The following is a 16180-nucleotide window of genomic DNA, read 5'->3' on the forward strand; positions in this document are numbered from 1 at the left end:
CAACGGCGGCAGCAAACGCATTACAACAGGCGAATGTATGGGCAACGTGTCGGGAACTAGGGGTTTTTGTCAGCCAGATTGTCGGCGACGGCGTCAGATACAGAAGCATACAAAGCCCCGGCATCGAGAATAAGAGAAGCCGTAAGTCCGCCCCGCTCGCCGTTGCGTAACAGCAGCTTCCCCCGCATCTGCGCCGCCAGCTGAGCGGCGATAGCCAGCCCTAACCCGGTTCCACCGCTATCGCGGTTGCGGGAGTTCTCCAGGCGATAGAACGGCTGCAGCACCGCCTCCAGCGCCTCCTCCGGGATCCCGGGCCCGTCGTCCCGCACCTGAATGCAAGCGTCGCCGTTTTCCCGAAATTCAAGGGTAATCTCTACGCTATCGCCGAACTTAAGTCCGTTATCGATAAGGTTAGTCATGATGCGTCGCAGCGCCTGGGGCTGGATCAGCAGCGTATCGGCGCCCGCGGTGGGCTTAAAAGTGACCGGACGGCCGACGTCGGCATAATCGCAGGCAATGCTGTCGAGGAACGCATTCAGGCTCAGCCGCTGGCGCTTCTCCTCCAGCGGCTGAGCCGAGCGGGCAAAGGCGATCCCCTCTCTGACCAGGCGGGTCATGTTATCAAGGTCCTGCAGCAGCTTGTCGCGAAGCTCCGGCAGATCCGCCATTTCAACCCGCAGCTTCATCCGCGTAATAGGCGTTTGCAGGTCGTGCGAAATCGCCGCGAGGATCCGCGCCCGCTCCTCGAGATGATCGCGGATCCGCGTCTGCATGGCGTTAAAGGCGCGGGCGGCATGCTGCACCTCCACGGGCCCCTTCTCCTCCAGGGTTCCGGGGACGTTTGTCGTCGGCTCAAGGGCGTCAATGGCGCGGGTAAAGCGGGTCATCGGGCGCACCACCTGGCGAACCGCGTACCAGGCGCAAAACAGCAGCAGCAAAAACTGGATAAGCAGCACCGCCGGCAGCCAGCGGGCAATCACCGGCAGGCGCGGCCAGAGGTCGATGCTCAGCGGTGCGCCGTCGTGGAGAGTGATGTGGGCCTGTATATGCTCCCGCGGACCGGGTACGGCGATGATGCTCAGCGGATAGCGGCCGCCCAGGGTCTCCTGCAGCGAGCGCACCGCGTCGCGGGAGCGCCAGCTGGTAGGCCAGGCCCCGCTTTCGCCTGCCGCCAGCCGGTAGCGGTAGTTGCCGCGCGCCAGCCGGGCCAGCCATTTCGGGCGCTCGGCGGCCGGCAGTCGGTCAAGAATCGCCACGCTGGTGGCGACATCGTACTGCAGGTTGCCCAGCATCACGCTGCGGGCGCTGCTCATTCGTTCATAGAACAGCAGCGAAAAGGTGAGCGCGTTAGCCAGCAGTAAGGCAAAGAAAATCATCAGCATCAGGCGGGACTGCAGCGAGCCAGGCCAGAGCTTCACTCGCGCGCCTCGCGGATAGAGACCGGCACGGAGAGCACGTAGCCTTCGCTGCGCACGGTTTTGATATAGGCCGGTTCGCGCGCGTCTTCTCGCAGCCGCTGGCGCAGGCGGCTGACCAGCAGATCGATGGAGCGCTCAAACAGCTCCGCATCGCGGCCCTGGGTCAGATTCAGCAGCTGGTCGCGGTTCAGCACCCGCTGCGGATGGTCGAGAAACACCCGCAGCAGGCGGTATTCCGCACCGCTCAGCGCAACGAGGGTACCGCTGTCGTCCAGCAGATGGCGCGCGGAGGTGTCCAGCAGCCAGCTGCCGAAAGCGATAAGCCGACCGGCCTCGGTAATTTGCAGATTAGGCGGCAGCGCCCGCGTGCGGCGTAAAATGGCCTTAATACGCGCCAGCAGCTCGCGGGCGACAAAAGGCTTCACCAGATAGTCGTCAGCCCCCATCTCGAGGCCGAGTATCCGGTCGCTGTCGTCGGTGCGGGCGGTCAACATCAGCACCGGAATATCCTGCCGCCCGCCGCGGAGCTGGCGGCAGAGAACCAGTCCGTCGTCGCCGGGCAGCATAATATCCAGCACGATCAGATCCACATGTTGGGCCTGCAGGACCGCCCACATCGCCTTGCCGTTGGCCGCCCCGGTCGCCCGATATCCCGATTTATTCAGATAGGTGGTAACCAGCTCGCGAATGTCGCGATCGTCATCGACAACCAAAATATGGTCAATATGTTCCACTGCAGGCTCCGCTAAGAATGGATTCAACTCAAAAATAATATGCGCTGGCGCCGGAAGCGCAAACCACACTTTCCGGCGCCCGGCCTACAGGCGATCGGCGTCAACGACCGCCTGCACGAAATGAGTCGGATCCTCCTGTGGCGGATTGTGGCCGATATTGCCGGTAAAATCGCGGTGCTGATACCTGCCGCTAAATTTTGCCCGGTAGCTTGCCGCCGCCGGATGCGGCGCGCCGTTGTTGTCACCTTCTATAGTGATGGTCGGGACGCTGATGGCGGGCAGCTGCGCCAGCTTTTGCTCATAGGCGGCGTACTTCTGCTCGCCCTTGTCGATACCCAGCCGCCAGCGATAGTTGCTGATAGTCACGGCAACGTGATCCGGGTTATCCAGCGCCCGGGCGCTTTTCTCAAACGCGCTGTCGCTAAACTTCCAGCCGGGAGAGGCCTGGCGCCAGATCAGCTTTGCGAAGTCATGGGTGTTCTGGCTGTAGCCCTGCTGGCCGCGCTCGGTGGCGAAGTAGAACTGATACCACCACGACAGCTCCGCCTGCGGCGGCAGCGGTTTTGCGCCAATCTGCTGGCTGCTAATCAGATACCCGCTCACCGAAACCAGCGACTTCACCCGCTCCGGCCACAGCGCGGCAACGATATCCGCCGTGCGCGCCCCCCAGTCAAACCCGGCGAGGTCGGCCTGTTTGATTTTTAACGCGTCCATCAGATGCACGATGTCGGCCGCCATGGCGGAAGGCTGGCCGTTACGCGGCGTCTCCGGCGAGAGAAAGCGCGTGGTGCCGTAGCCGCGCAGATACGGCACAATCACCCGAAACCCTTTTTGCGCCAGCGCCGCACAGTGACGGGTGAAAGGTGTGGTGTTCATCAGAATGCCTCTTGTGTGTTGAATGACGTACACAGCAAAACACGGCGATGTATCTGCTCTATACGTCAGACAAGGCGCTTTTGTCTCACCCTGTATCGCCGGACGGCTTTGATACACAGTGATACAAAAGTCGCGACAAGAGGCGAAGGAAAAAGGCCGTAACGGCGTTTTAGCCGCGGGAGAGGTAGCGCGGCGCCGGTTCCGACTGCGCAAAGCCGGGCAGCATCGTCAGGCGCGCGGCGTTGAGGGCGTTCCACTGCGCTTCATCGTGCAGCGGCGGAATGGTGACAAATTCACGGCGATCGAAACCCGCCAGCGCCGCATCCACCAGTTTATCGACCTCCATCACGCCGGGAATAGCATCCACGTCTTTGCCGCTATGCTGCCAAATCTCGGTGCGGGTCGCCGCCGGCAGCACTGCCTGGACGTAGACGCCCCTGGCGGCCAGCTCGACGTTGAGCCCCTGAGAGAGAAACAGCACAAAGGCTTTGGTTGCGCCATATACGGTCAGGCCCATTTCCGGAGCCAGTCCGACAACCGAGGCAATGTTGACAATCGCCCCCTCGCCCGCGGCCGCCAGTCGGGGCGCGATAGCATGAGCCAGCCGGGTCACCGCCGTCACGTTGAGGGCGATCAGTCGGGCGATCTCCTCGCTGCTTTGGCTGAGGAAGTCGCCGGGAATTGAGGTGCCGGCATTGTTGATCAGCACGCCGATGCGCGTATCTTCCCGCAGACGCTGCTCGACGGCGGCAACGTCGTCATTGTTCGTCAGATCGGCGGTTAAAATGTCCACCTGCACCCCGGTCTCGCTGCGCAGACGCTGGGCCAGCGCGGTAAGGCGTTCGGTATTGCGCGCGACGAGAACCAGATCGTGGCCGCGTTGGGCAAAGCGTTCGGCGTAGACTGCGCCAATCCCGGTCGATGCGCCGGTTACCAGTACGGCTGATTTGCTGCTCATTCTGTACTCTCCTGGATTTATACATGATGGTCGTCATGAATAATGTCACAGGCTGGGTAAGCTGTAAATAATGTTATATGATGGTCATCATAAATAATTTTCAGCGCGGGATAACGCCATGAGAGTGAGCAGAAAACAGGTCGAAGAGAATAAGCAGACAATCCTTGCCGCCGCCGGTCGTCTGTTTCGCGAGCGGGGTTTTGATGCGGTCACGGTCACCGATATCATGAAATCAGCGGGCCTTACCCACGGCGGATTTTACGGCTACTTCAAATCAAAGGATGAGCTGATCGCCCTGACCCTGGCGGAGCTGAAGGCGGCGAGCGGCGCCGTTGAAAACGGCAGCCCGCCGCAAATCGAACGCTACCTCTCCCCTGAGCATCGGGACAATTTTGCCAGCGGCTGCCCGCTGGCGGCGCTGGCTGCCGACACCATCCGCCAGTCAGAGCCGGCCCGGAGCGAAATGACCGCCGGGCTGAAGCAGCAGATAGCCAATCTGAGCAAGACCGTGAACGGGGAAGATGACGCGGCGAGGCACCGCGCGGCCGTTGGCAGCTGGTCGGCGATGGTCGGGGCGGTGATTCTGGCGCGAATGACCAGCGATCCGGCGCTCTCGGACGAAATACTTCGCGAAACGGCGGCCTGGCTGCAGGAGAAAGCGCCGCAGGCTTAAGCCGTTCGGCGATCCGGGGTCAGATAGTGCGCGACAAAGCGGGTCAAAATCGCCGAGGCCACCGGGCTCTCCTCAACCGCACCGCTCAGCCTGTCCGGGTCAATCCCCTCACTGCGCAGCACCGCCTGGCGGTAGTAAATCAGCGAGCGGGCAATCTCCGGGGTGATTTCGGGGTGGAACTGGGTCGACAGCGCGTGGGCGCCGTAGCGAACGATCTGATGCGGATCGTGCTCTGACGAGGCCAGTACCGTCGCGCCCGGCGGCAGTTTGGTCACCGTTTGCAGGTGCGTCAGGTGGGCGCTGAAAGGCTCGGGATGCCCGGCAATCAGGCTATCGTCAAGGCCAGCGGCCGAGAGGGAAATGGTTTTACTCCCGGTTTCGCGCCCTGCCGGATGGTAATCCACCTCGCCGCCCAGCGCGTGGGCCATCAGCTGATGGCCGTAGCAGACGCCAAACAGCGGCATCTCGATGGTCATCGCGGCGCGGATCCACTCCGCGGTCATCTCGCTCCACGCCAGGCGATCCGTCACCATATCCCAGGAGCCGGTGATCACCGCCAGCGTATCGTTATCCGGCGCCGGAAGCGGCTCGCCGGCAAATACGCGCACCGCGCTGATCTGCTCCCGCCACGGCGCCAGCAGGTCGGCGAACCATCGCGGCAGGTCGCCGTGATCGGCGACAATCTCCTGCGGCGGCGTGCCGGTCTGCACCAAAAGAAGCGTTTTTCTGCTCAACGACATGGCGATACCTTTCTCATCTCTCAGGTTTGCGTAAGGCTTCACTATGGAGAAAAGCCCCGTCGGCGGCAAAGAATCAATTCACCGGCGATTATTCCCGGACGGTATAACCGTCCGGGGAGCGTTTTCTTCTCTACTGCGCGTCGGCGCTATCGACCTGAGGGACGTTAGCCTGCGCGCCGCCCTCTGCCGCCGCCGGCGCGTTAGCCGGGTCGAAGATATGATCAAGAATGGCGCGCGCCGTAGGTCCTGCCACCACGCCGTCGCCGCCGCCGTTCTCAAGGATCAGCGCCATCGCCACCCGCGGATGCTGATACGGGGCAAACAGAGTATAGAAAATGTGGTCACGCAGCCTGACCGGGATCATTTTCGCATTGTAGGTCTGGTTCTCCTTCAGGCTGAAGACCTGCGAGGTCCCGGACTTCGCGGCAATCTGATACGGCGCGGTGTGGAACAGCTTGTAGCCGGTGCCGTTTGGCAGGTTGGCCATGCCGTACATCCCGTTGCGCACAATCCCCCAGTACGGCGACTTCGGATCGCCCACCTGCGGCGTGTTTTGCGGCGGCTGATAGCGCTCAACCTTATTGCCGCGCTTCATGGAGTAGAGCAGATGCGGGTTCTTCACCTTGCCGTTGTTGATCAGCGTCGTCAGCGCTTTCACCATCTGGATCGGGGTGGCAATCCAGTAGCCCTGGCCGATGCCGACTGAGATAGTATCCCCTTGATACCACGGCTTCTTATGGATCCGCTGCTTCCATTCGCGGCTCGGCAGCACCCCCGAATACTCTTCATTGAGGTCGATCCCGGTTGGCTGGCCGTAGCCAAACTTGCTCAGCCAGGTGTGAATCCGGTCGATCCCCATCTCAAACGCCACCTGATAGAAGAAGGTATCCGCCGACTCTTCAATGGCCTTGGTAACGTTGAGCATGCCGTGGCCGGTTTTCAGCCAGTCGCGGTAGCGGCGCTGGGTGCCGGGCAGCGTCCAGGTCGGCGCACCAAAGAAGGTGGTGGTGGGCGTAATGACCCCGGCCGAGAGCGCCGAGAGCGCCATATAGGGTTTAACCGTCGACGCCGGCGGGTAGAGCCCCTGGGTGACGCGGTTAATCAGCGGCCGGTCGGCGTTATCGAGCAGCGAACGGTAGGCCTTATAGCCAATGCCTTTCACAAAGGGGTTGGGATCGTAGCTCGGGCTGGAAACCATCGCCAGCACCCCGCCGTCGCGCGGGTCGACCGCCACCACCGCCGCGCGCTGCCCCTTGAGCACCGATTCAATGTACTGCTGGAGGTGCAGATCGAGCGTCAGATAGATATTTTTGCCGGCGACCGGCGGCACCTCTTTCAGCAGCCGCACCACCCGCCCGTGGTTATCCACCTCGACCTCCTGGTAGCCGGTGGTACCGTGCAGCTCCTGTTCGTAATAGCCCTCAATGCCCTGCTTGCCGATATTGTGGTCGGCGGCATAGTTCTCGGCCTCGCCGTTTTTGGCCAGCCGCTGCAGATCGCTATCGTTAATTTTCGAGACGTAGCCGACAACGTGCGCCAGCTCGGCGCCGTAGGGGTAGTCACGCTGCTGGTAGTTCTCCACGGTGACGCCGGGGAAACGGAATTCGTTGACCGCAAAGCGCGCCACTTCGACGTCGCTGAGCGCGGATTTTAGCGTCACCTCTTTGTAGCGGCTGTTGTGCAGCATATCGTCGCGGAAGCCGGCGATATCATCGGGGGTTAAATCAACGATCGGCGTCAGCTGCTGCAGCAGCGCCTTCATGTCAGCGATTTTGCTGGGGATCACCTGCAGGCGATAGAGGGTGATGTTCTGGACCAGCGGAACGCCGTTGCGATCGAATATCAGCCCGCGGCTCGGCGCGATAGGCAGCATTTTAATATCGTTCTGGTTCGAGCGGGTCTGATAGAAATCGTGCTGCCTGACCTGGAGGCGATAGAGGTTGACGATCAGGATGCTAAAGCAGACCACCACCAGGATAAAAGCCACCACGGCCCGGCGAATAAACAGCATCTCTTCCGCTGAGTGATCGCGAATTTCATCTCTCAATAGAGTCATTGGCGGTAATTCACCTGAGTTTCAATAAGAAGCAAAAAATTAAAAGCGGGGAAGGATAGCCTTATCGGCGCGGGAGCCCTACGGAAAGGTTGCTAATGAATTGGCAGAAATGTTTCAGCATGTGAGTAGCGCCAGCCCAGGGCGGGCCGACGCTATTTTTTCAGAATATGTGACACCGTCACCTAGCGCGCCAGCCAGGCCCGCCATCCGCCGTAGGCCGTAATATCGGTCGCCCCCTGCAGGCCGTACCCCTCGCAGATAAAGCCGCTGAGCCAGCGCCCGTCCGCCAGCTCCACTTTACCCAATCCTAGCGGAGCCGGGATCACCGCCAGGAGCGATCCCAGCTCGGCGGAGGGCAGCTCCCACACCTCCACCGCAATGGCCGCCCCGCCGCTCTCGTCCCGCACCATTCCCGGGCGCCTGCCGTCGGCCAGCGCGTAGAGCCGATAGCAGGCCGCGCTTTCCGTCGCCGCCAGCAGGCGTCCGCCCCGCTCCCGCAGCTGTCCGTTTAGCGCCAGCCCGTCGAGATGGGCGCCGCAGACCACCAGCGCCTGGCGATCGTGGCAGGCGCTAGCCGCCGGCGGCTCGGGGGCTATCAGCGCCCCGCCAGGCAGCGGCAGAGGCTGCGCCCGCTGGAAAGCATCGGCCAGCCCGAGCAGGTACTGGTCGGTGAAGGCCCGGCCAAAGAGCGTCACGCCGGAAGGCAGACCGTTCGCCAAAAAGCCCGTCGGCACGCTGACGGCCGCATAGTCCAGCAAATTCATAAAGTTGGTGTAATAGCCCAGATCGGCGTTGCGTTTCACCGGCTCGGCTTCCAGCTCCGCCAGGGTGACCGGCCGCGGATAGGTCGGCGTCAGGACGCACTCCACGCCGTCGAGCAGGGCATCACATTGCGCCTTATAGGCCTGCAGCTGATACATCGCCTGAAAGGCGGCGACCGCGTCGGTTTGCGGCGCCTTCGCCAGCACGTCGCGGATCACCGGCAGGACCGCCTGCGGTTCCCGTTCAATCAGCGGCCCCGCCACCGCGTAGCGCTCCGCCACCCACGGCCCGTCATACAGCAGGCTGGCAGCGGCGAGAAACGGCGCCATATCGATGCTCACCGCCACGCCGCCAAGGGCCAGCAGCCGCGCTTTGGCCTGTAAAAACAGCGCTTCACTCTGCGCGCAGCCGAGGAAGTTGAGCGTCTGCGGAACGCCGAAGCGAAAGCCCGGCGCGGGGGCCCCGAAGGCCTGCGCCGCGTTCCACTGCGGATTACGGCGGCTGTAGGCATCCCGCGGATCGACGGCGGCGGTCAGCGCCAGCAGCCGGCTCGATTCGGCGGCGGTGGCGGTGAAAAAGGTCGTGCAGTCGAGCGTCCGGCAGGCCGGCACCACGCCGGCGGTAGAGATCAGCCCTTTGCTGGCCTTCAGCCCGACCAGGTTGTTTAGCGATGCCGGAACTCGCCCGCTGCCGGCGGTGTCCGTACCGAGCGCAAAGCTGGCGACGCCGAGCGCCACCGCCAGCGCCGAACCGGCGCTTGAACCGCCCGACGGATACGCAGGGTGCACGGCGTTGCGGCAGCGCCCGTACGGCGAGCGCGTGCCATTGAGGCCGGTCGCAAACTGGTCAAGGTTGGTTTTACCGACCGGAACCGCGCCCAGCGCAATCAGCTGAGCCACAATCGTCGCGTCCCGCTCGGCGGTATAGGCGAACGCCGGACATCCTGCGGTGGTGACGATCCCGGCAAGATCGATATTATCCTTAATGGCAAACGGCACGCCGTACAGCGGCAGGGTCTCCGGCGAGACGCCGTCCAGCGCCGCCAGCCAGGGCTCCTGCTCCTCTGCCGTCAGAATATGAATAAACAGCTGATACTCTGGGTTCAGCGCGCTGGCCCGCTGGCGCAGCTCCGCCATCAGCGCCCGGGGCGTCAGACGACCGTCGCGATAGCCCGTCGCCAGGGTACTCAGGCGTAGGTCAAAACTGTGCTGATTCATACGTTTTCCTCCATTATTACCGCCACCCGTTGCCCGGCGCGAACCGAGGCCCCCGGCTGGACGTTCACCTCGGCAATCACCCCATCGCAGGGGGCCAGCAGCGGGATCTCCATTTTCATCGACTCCAGCACCAGCAGAACGTCTCCGGCGCGAACCCGGCTGCCCGGCGCGGTTTGCACCTGCCACAGGTTGCCGGAAACGGGGCTTTCTACTCCCTGCTGCCCGCTCTGCAGCGGCGCGTCTGCGCCCTCTTCAACCGCCGCCTCCTGGCTCTCGAAATGCGCCTGACCGCTGGCTATCCAGCGCTCGCGCTCCTCGTTAAACGCGCGCTGCTGGTGCTGGCGGAAGGCGTCAATGCTCGTGGCCTCGCGCTCAAGGAACTGCTGATACTCCGCCAGCCGCAGGGTGCTGTGCTCAATGTGCAGCGGATAGCGGCCGAGCGGAAAATCACGACGGATCTGCAGCAGCTCTTCGGCGGATACCGGATAGAAGCGCAGCTGGTCGAAGAAGCGCAGCAGCCACGGCTTGCCGGCAAAATCGGCCACCTCGTGATAGCGATTCCACATCTGCAGCGTGCGGCCGACGAACTGGTAGCCGCCGGGGCCTTCCATGCCATACACGCACAGGTAGGCACCGCCAATCCCGACCGAGTTTTCCGCCGTCCAGGTGCGCGCCGGGTTGTATTTGGTGGTCACCAGCCGGTGGCGCGGGTCGAGGGGGGTGGCCACCGGCGCGCCGAGATAGACATCCCCCAGCCCCATCACCAGGTAGCTGGCGTCAAACACCGTATCCCAGACCGCGCGTTCGTCGGGCAGATCGTTAATCCGCCGGATAAACTCAAGATTGCTGGGGCACCAGGGCGCGTCGCGGCGAACGGTGGTCATATATTTATCGATAGCCTTGCGGCAGGCCGGGTCGTCCCACGACAGCGGCAGGTGCACCACGCGCGTGGGAACCTCGAGATCGTCGCTAACGCACACCGTCGCCCATTCCGCGCGCACCCATGCCAGCAGCGCCTCCAGGGTCAGGGTTTCCGGCTGGAAGTGAACCTGCAAAGAGCGGATCCCTGGCGTCAGGTCGATAACCCCCATCCGGGCCTGCGCCTCCAGCGTCTGCATCAGCGCGTGGATACGAAAGCGCAGAACCAGATCCAGCTCCGCCTCTCCGGCCTCCAGCAGCAGATGGGTATCGCCGGAGAGCCGCGCCACCAGGCGTTTACTGCCTTCCCCGCAGCTCATCACTACCGGTGACGCCAGCGGCGCCGGCTGCCAGCCGATAGCCGCCGGTTCAAGGGTCGCCAGCTCCTCGCGGCGGCCCTGCGCCAGACGACGGGCAGTGGCTAAATCGACCGCCGCAAAGCGGACCTTATCGCCGGCTTTCAGCTGCCCGAGCTGCCACAGGTCGGCCTCAATCACCGTGACCGGGCAGACAAATCCGCCGAGGCTCGGGCCGTCCGGACCGAGGATCACCGGCATATCGCCGGTAAAATCGACCGCCCCGACAGCGTAGGGATTATCGTGAATATTCGACGGATGCAGCCCCGCCTCACCGCCGCTGTCGCGCGCCCACAGCGGTTTCGGGCCAATCAGCCGCACGCCGGTGCGGCTGGAGTTGAAATGGACCTCCCAGTCGGTGGCAAAAAAGGTAGCGATATACTCCGCGGCAAAGAATTCCGGCGCGCCGTGGGGGCCGTAGATCACCCGCAGCGTCCGCACCGCGTCCAGATGGGTCTGCAGCGCAACCGGCAGCGTGGTGCCAGCTTCTGCGCCGGGCGTCGGCGCGAGGTGCAGAACGTCGCCGCTGCGCAGCGCGCGTCCGGCGTGGCCGCCAAACTGTCCGAGGGTAAAGGTGCTTTTACTGCCTAAATAGTCCGGCACCTGAATGCCGCCGCGCAGGCAGAGGTAGCTGCGCACCCCCGCGCCGCTGACCGGGCCGATTTTCAGCGTCGCGCCGGCGGGAATAGTAAAGACGCGGTTCATCGGCTGGGCCACGCCGTCGAGGGTTACCGCCACCGCTGCGCCGCATATCGCCGCCTCGGCGAGGCAGTTAAACTTCAGCGTTGGTCCGCTGAGGGTGATTTCCAGCGCCGCCTCGCCCTGCGGATTGCCGAGCAGCCGGTTGCCGAGGCGCAGCGCGCGATCGTCCATCGGCCCCGACGGCGGAACCCCCACCGCCCAGTATCCGAGGCGCCCCGGATAGTCCTGAACGCTGGTCTGGGTCCCGGCACTCAGCACCTCGACGGTTGCCGCCCGATAGCTCAGCTGCTCGAGGCAGCGGGTCCAGGGTTCGCCCTCGGTAAAGGGGGCGAAAGCCAGAATCTGCTGCAGGTAGAGACGATTGGTTTCCACGCCGTACAGCCGGGTTGCCGCCAGCGCTTCGCTGAGACGGGCGATAGCCCGCTCGCGGTCGGGCTGCCAGGCGATCGTTTTTGCCAGCATCGGGTCGAAGAACGGCGGCACCTCGCAGCCGGCCTCCACCCAGCGGTCAATTCGCAGGGTTTCCCCATCCGCCGGCGGGAAGGTCGCTTCGCTGAGCAGCCCCGGCGAGGGCTGGAACTGGCGGCCGGGATCTTCGGCGTAGATCCGCGCCTGAATCGCGTGGCCGCGCGGCTGCAGATCCGCCATCAGCCGGGACAGCGGCGGCAAATCCCCCGCCGCCAGGGCGACCATCCAGCGCACCAGATCGACGCCCCAGACCTGCTCGGTCACACCGTGCTCGACCTGCAGGCGGGTGTTGACCTCGAGAAAATAGAAGCGCTGCGCCAGGCTGTCGTAAACAAACTCCACCGTCCCGGCGCTGCGGTAGCTGACCGCTTTACCCAGGGCGATGGCCGCCTCGCACAGCGCCTGCGCCATGCCCGCGGGCAGGTTAGGGGCCGGCGTCTCCTCGATAACCTTCTGGTTACGTCGCTGAATCGAGCAGTCGCGCACGCCGAGGGCGATAACTTCCCCCTGCCCGTCGCCAAAGATCTGCACCTCAAGGTGGCGCGCGCGGGAGATATATTTTTCAACGAACACGCCGGCATCGCTAAAGTTGTTCTGCCCGAGGCGGCGGACGGTCTCAAAAGCCTCCGCCAGCTCGTCGGCATCGTGGCACACCCGCATGCCGATCCCGCCGCCGCCGGCGGTGCTTTTGAGCATTACCGGATAGCCAATCTCCTGCGCGGCGCGGCACGCCTCGGCGCTATCGGCCAGCAGATCGGTTCCTTCCAGCAGTGGCAGCCCCTGCGCTTTAGCCAGCGCCCTGGCGGTATGCTTAAGGCCAAAGGTCCGCAGCTGCTGCGGCGTCGGGCCGACGAATACCAGTCCGGCGGCTTCGCAGGCTTCGGCGAAGGCGGCGTTTTCCGAGAGGAAACCGTAGCCGGGGTGGATCGCCTCGGCGCCGCTTTGCCGCGCGGCGGCGATGATTTTCTCCACCACCAGATAGGTTTGCGCCGCCGGGCCGTCGCCAAGGCTAAGCGCTTCATCGGCTTCGCGAATATGCAGGCTGCTGAGATCGGCATCGGAATAGACGGCGACGCCTTTAACCTGCATATCGCGCAGCGTGCGCAGAATTCGGCAGGCGATGGCGCCACGGTTGGCAATAAGTAGCGTATTGAACATAAGCGGGACTCACATCAGGGCGGGTCGTCCCGCAGCAAAATAGCGTTCTTCCCGGGGTCGTCCCCGGGGCGCGTCGGCGTCAGGATTTGCGCGACGGCGTACTGTTCAGGCGTTCGGCGCGTACGGCAAACAGGCGATAGGCCATCAGCCGCCAGCGCTGCCAGCGGGTCAGTTCCATACCAGCACCTCCGCCGGGGTTGGATTCCAGCCGTTGCACGGGTTATTGAGCTGCGGGCAGTTGGAGATCAGCACCATGGCGTTACACTCCGCGCGCAGCTCGACGTATTTCCCGGCGGCGGAGATACCGTCTTCGAAGGTCAGCCCGCCTTCTTCCGTCACCGGCACGTTCATAAAGAAGTTGATGTTGGCGCCGATATCACGCTTGTGCAGGCGGCCGTCGTGCAGGCAGGCGCAGAGGAAGTTGTCCCTGCAGCTGTGCATATAGCGCTTATCGGCGGCATAGCGCACGGTGTTACTCTCCTGAGCGCAGGCGCCACCGAGGGTGTCGTGGCGGCCGCAGGTATCGGCAACGATGGTCAGCAGCGGCCGGCCAAGATTCGAGAACAGCACGCTGCCGGCGGTCAGATAGACGTTCCCCTGACGACGCAGCGTGCGCTGCGGATCGTAGCGTTCGCGCGGGTTATCGGCGTTATAAAACAGAGTGTCGATAGCCTGGTTGCCTTCAAGATCGAGCAGCCGCAGGGTTTGTCCTTTCTTCACTTCGAACAGCCAGGGTTCGCCCGCCGGGATCACGTGACGATAAACGGCATCAGCCGGGTTGCGGGGACTGGTAACAAGGCTCATGGTCGGCTCCTCAGAGGGCAAAAAGTTGGGTATTGGCAAACGCGCGCTGGTTTTCATCGCGGGTGAGCAGCGAGGCGACCGCCGCCTGGGCATCGTCAGCGTCGAACCAGCTCAGCTGGACCGGACGCGGGGCATACTCCGTAGAGGGGTCCTGCGGATGCGGCAGCGCGGTAAGGACGATCAGCACGTCCATCGGCGCAAACAGCTCGACGTAGCGCCCGGCGCTGGACGGCGCGGCGCAGAAATGGAAGCTGCCGTCGGCGGCGACGGTGACCTTGCTGAAGAAGTTGACCACCATCAGCAGATCCTCCAGGCCCAGATCCCATTTGCCCATTTCAACCAGCAGGTTATCGACGCCGTTGCGGTAGTAGCCGTTGCGCAGCTCCTGGTAGCGGCCGGCGCCGTACTTTTCTAAGGTCTCTTCGGCGTTGAGCACGCCGCCAAAGGGATCGTGCCAGCCGCTGCTATCGGCGACGATCCCCGCCAGCACGCGGCCCATATCAGAGTAGAAGCAGTGCCCGGCGGTCAGGCGCGCGGTGTGCTGCCCTTTCAGGGTATCCGGCAGGTTCAGGCGTTCGCTCTTTTCATGCGGATTGAGCATCATCATGCTGACGTTAGCCTCGCCGTCGATATCGGTCAGGCGCAGGATTTGCCCGCGGCGCAGAATAAACGAGGTATGGCCGCCGCCCGGGACAAACTCTTCGCGCAGGCTCGGTGCGGAGTGAAAAAGTGGCTTCATCTGACTATCTCCTTAATGCATAAACGTTGTTATCGCTGCCGGTGCCGAGCATCTGCGACATGCGGGCTTCGTTAAGCGGTATGTCGTAGGTCACGCGCGCGCCGTAGGCGTTGGGCGCCTGCGGGTCGTGGCGCACCTTGTCAAAGACCAGCAGCCGGGTTCCGAGATTGAAGCCTTCGGCCAAATCGTGGGTGACCATAAAGACCGTCATCCGCGTTTCGCTCCACAGCTGCAAAAGCAGCGCGTGCATATCCTTGCGGATACCCGGGTCGAGGGCACCAAACGGCTCATCAAGCAGCAGAATACGCGGCTGCATCACGAAGGCCTGGGCGATAGCCAGCCGCTGCTGCATGCCGCCGGAGAGCTGCGCCGGGTACTTATCGAGCGCGTGGGAAAGGCCGACTTTCTCCAGCATCTGCGCCGCCCGTTCGCGGGCGAGCCGCCTGCGGGCGCCAAAGAGACGGCCAAGCAGCGGCGAGGCCGGCAGCTCGAGGCCAACGGTCACGTTATCCAGCACGTTGAGATGCGGGAATACCGAATAGCGCTGGAACACCACGCCGCGGCTGCGGTCCGGCTCGGCGGCCAGCGGCTGGCCGTCAAGGGTGATGGTGCCCCGGGTCGGCTTCTCCTGGCCCAGCAGCAGGCGCAAAAAGGTCGATTTCCCGCAGCCGGAGGCCCCGACCATTGAACAGAACTCCCCCTCCCTGACCTCGAGATTGATGCGCTCCAGCACCACGTGGTCGCCGTACTCCTGCCAGATATTTTTAATGGCAATAAAGCTCATGCCCGGCCTCCTTCCGCCCACGGGAAGCAGGCTTTATGCAGCTGCCGCAGGGCCAGATCCATCAGCCAGGCCAGCAGGGTTATCCAGATGACGTAGGGAATAATGACGTCCATCGCCATATAGCGGCGAACAAGGAAAATGCGGTATCCGAGACCGGCGGTGGCGGAAATGGCCTCCGCCGATATCAGAAACAGCCACGCCGAACCCAGCAGCAGACGCAGGGAGATAATCAGGCGCGACAGCAGCTGCGGCAGCACCACCCGCAGCACCAGCGTCCAGCTGTTGGCGCCGAGGGTCTGCGCTTTAATAAACAGCTCCGCCGGAATTTCCCGCGCCCGCTGCTCGAGATCGCGCGCCAGCATTGGCGTCACCCCAATAACAATCAGCATCACCTTGGAGAGCTCATCGAGACCAAAGACGATAAACAGCACCGGCAGGATCGCCAGCGGTGGGATCATCGAGATCACGGTCATCAGCGGCGACAGCGCCGCGCGGTAGAGCGGGAAAACCCCGGCGGCGATACCGATGCTCAGCCCTATCAGCGAGGAGAGCGCCAGCCCGGTCAGCAGGCGACTCAGGCTGATCAGGGTGTCGGCCCACAGCAGGTATTCGCCGCTGCGTTTGTCCGGCGTGAACGCCATCCGCTCGACGGCGGCGACCATTTGCGTCAGTCCGGGCAGCAGCTTGTCCTGCGGATTGGCCTCCAGCCGCAGCGCAGAGCCGATAACCCAGGCGGCGATCAGCAGCACAAAGGGCATCAGCATCAGCATCATTCGCATGCCCTGCTGTGGATGGCGGTTAATTTGTCGCATGGCGT

At 63.4% G+C, this 16180-nt stretch carries 12 protein-coding genes and 1 pseudogene; 1 reads left to right on the plus strand and 12 read right to left on the minus strand.

The features are described from left to right. Positions 1-56: 56 nt before the first annotated feature. The 4 genes and pseudogenes from HCK03_RS13970 to HCK03_RS13985 all read right to left on the minus strand — a co-directional run bounded on the left by HCK03_RS13970 (position 57) and on the right by HCK03_RS13985 (position 3986). Positions 57-1418, minus strand: coding sequence for an ATP-binding protein (locus HCK03_RS13970; protein WP_167691765.1), 1362 nt, complete (start codon positions 1416-1418; stop codon positions 57-59). After that, complete coding sequence (locus HCK03_RS13975; protein WP_041145471.1) at positions 1415-2152, minus strand: response regulator; 738 nt, start codon at positions 2150-2152, stop codon at positions 1415-1417. Before HCK03_RS13975 ends, HCK03_RS13970 begins: the two co-directional genes overlap by 4 nt. Before the next feature lie 84 nt (positions 2153-2236). Further along, a pseudogene (locus HCK03_RS13980) lies at positions 2237-2995 on the minus strand (alpha/beta fold hydrolase); the annotation flags it as partial. 202 nt (positions 2996-3197) lie between these two features. Then, positions 3198-3986, minus strand: coding sequence for an SDR family NAD(P)-dependent oxidoreductase (locus HCK03_RS13985; protein WP_041145469.1), 789 nt, complete (start codon positions 3984-3986; stop codon positions 3198-3200). 118 nt (positions 3987-4104) lie between these two features. Between HCK03_RS13985 and HCK03_RS13990 the strand changes: the two genes are divergently transcribed. Further along, positions 4105-4659 carry a TetR/AcrR family transcriptional regulator gene (locus HCK03_RS13990; protein ID WP_041145468.1) on the plus strand — a complete coding sequence of 185 codons (555 nt, stop codon included), beginning with the start codon at positions 4105-4107 and terminating at the stop codon, positions 4657-4659. Here HCK03_RS13990 and HCK03_RS13995 read toward each other — a convergent pair. From HCK03_RS13995 to HCK03_RS14030, 8 genes are all read right to left on the minus strand, one after another. Further along, a complete protein-coding gene (locus HCK03_RS13995) occupies positions 4656-5393 on the minus strand; it encodes a glutamine amidotransferase (RefSeq protein WP_227503300.1) in 738 nt (245 codons plus the stop codon). The two genes, HCK03_RS13990 and HCK03_RS13995, sit on opposite strands and share 4 nt — an antisense overlap. 136 nt (positions 5394-5529) lie before the next feature. Further along, entirely contained in the window at positions 5530-7455 is a 1926-nt protein-coding gene (gene mrdA / locus HCK03_RS14000; protein ID WP_041145466.1) for a penicillin-binding protein 2, read from the minus strand. 182 nt (positions 7456-7637) lie between these two features. Continuing rightward, complete coding sequence (gene atzF, locus HCK03_RS14005; RefSeq protein ID WP_167691766.1) at positions 7638-9434, minus strand: allophanate hydrolase; 1797 nt, start codon at positions 9432-9434, stop codon at positions 7638-7640. Beyond that, positions 9431-13036 carry an urea carboxylase gene (uca, locus tag HCK03_RS14010; protein WP_167691767.1) on the minus strand — a complete coding sequence of 1202 codons (3606 nt, stop codon included), beginning with the start codon at positions 13034-13036 and terminating at the stop codon, positions 9431-9433. The genes atzF and uca overlap by 4 nt, the downstream gene beginning before the upstream one ends. A 168-nt stretch (positions 13037-13204) precedes the next feature. After that, complete coding sequence (locus HCK03_RS14015) at positions 13205-13840, minus strand: urea amidolyase associated protein UAAP2 (protein WP_041145463.1); 636 nt, start codon at positions 13838-13840, stop codon at positions 13205-13207. 10 nt (positions 13841-13850) lie between these two features. Further along, positions 13851-14579 carry an urea amidolyase associated protein UAAP1 gene (locus tag HCK03_RS14020; protein ID WP_167691768.1) on the minus strand — a complete coding sequence of 243 codons (729 nt, stop codon included), beginning with the start codon at positions 14577-14579 and terminating at the stop codon, positions 13851-13853. 4 nt (positions 14580-14583) lie between these two features. Further along, on the minus strand, positions 14584-15363 hold the full coding sequence (locus tag HCK03_RS14025) for an ABC transporter ATP-binding protein (protein ID WP_143716755.1): 780 nt from the start codon (positions 15361-15363) through the stop codon (positions 14584-14586). Next, positions 15360-16175, minus strand: a complete 816-nt coding sequence (locus tag HCK03_RS14030; RefSeq protein WP_041145460.1) for an ABC transporter permease — start codon at positions 16173-16175, stop codon at positions 15360-15362. Before HCK03_RS14030 ends, HCK03_RS14025 begins: the two co-directional genes overlap by 4 nt. Positions 16176-16180: the final 5 nt, after the last annotated feature.

This window comes from Klebsiella terrigena (assembly GCF_012029655.1).
Lineage (GTDB): Bacteria > Pseudomonadota > Gammaproteobacteria > Enterobacterales > Enterobacteriaceae > Klebsiella > Klebsiella terrigena.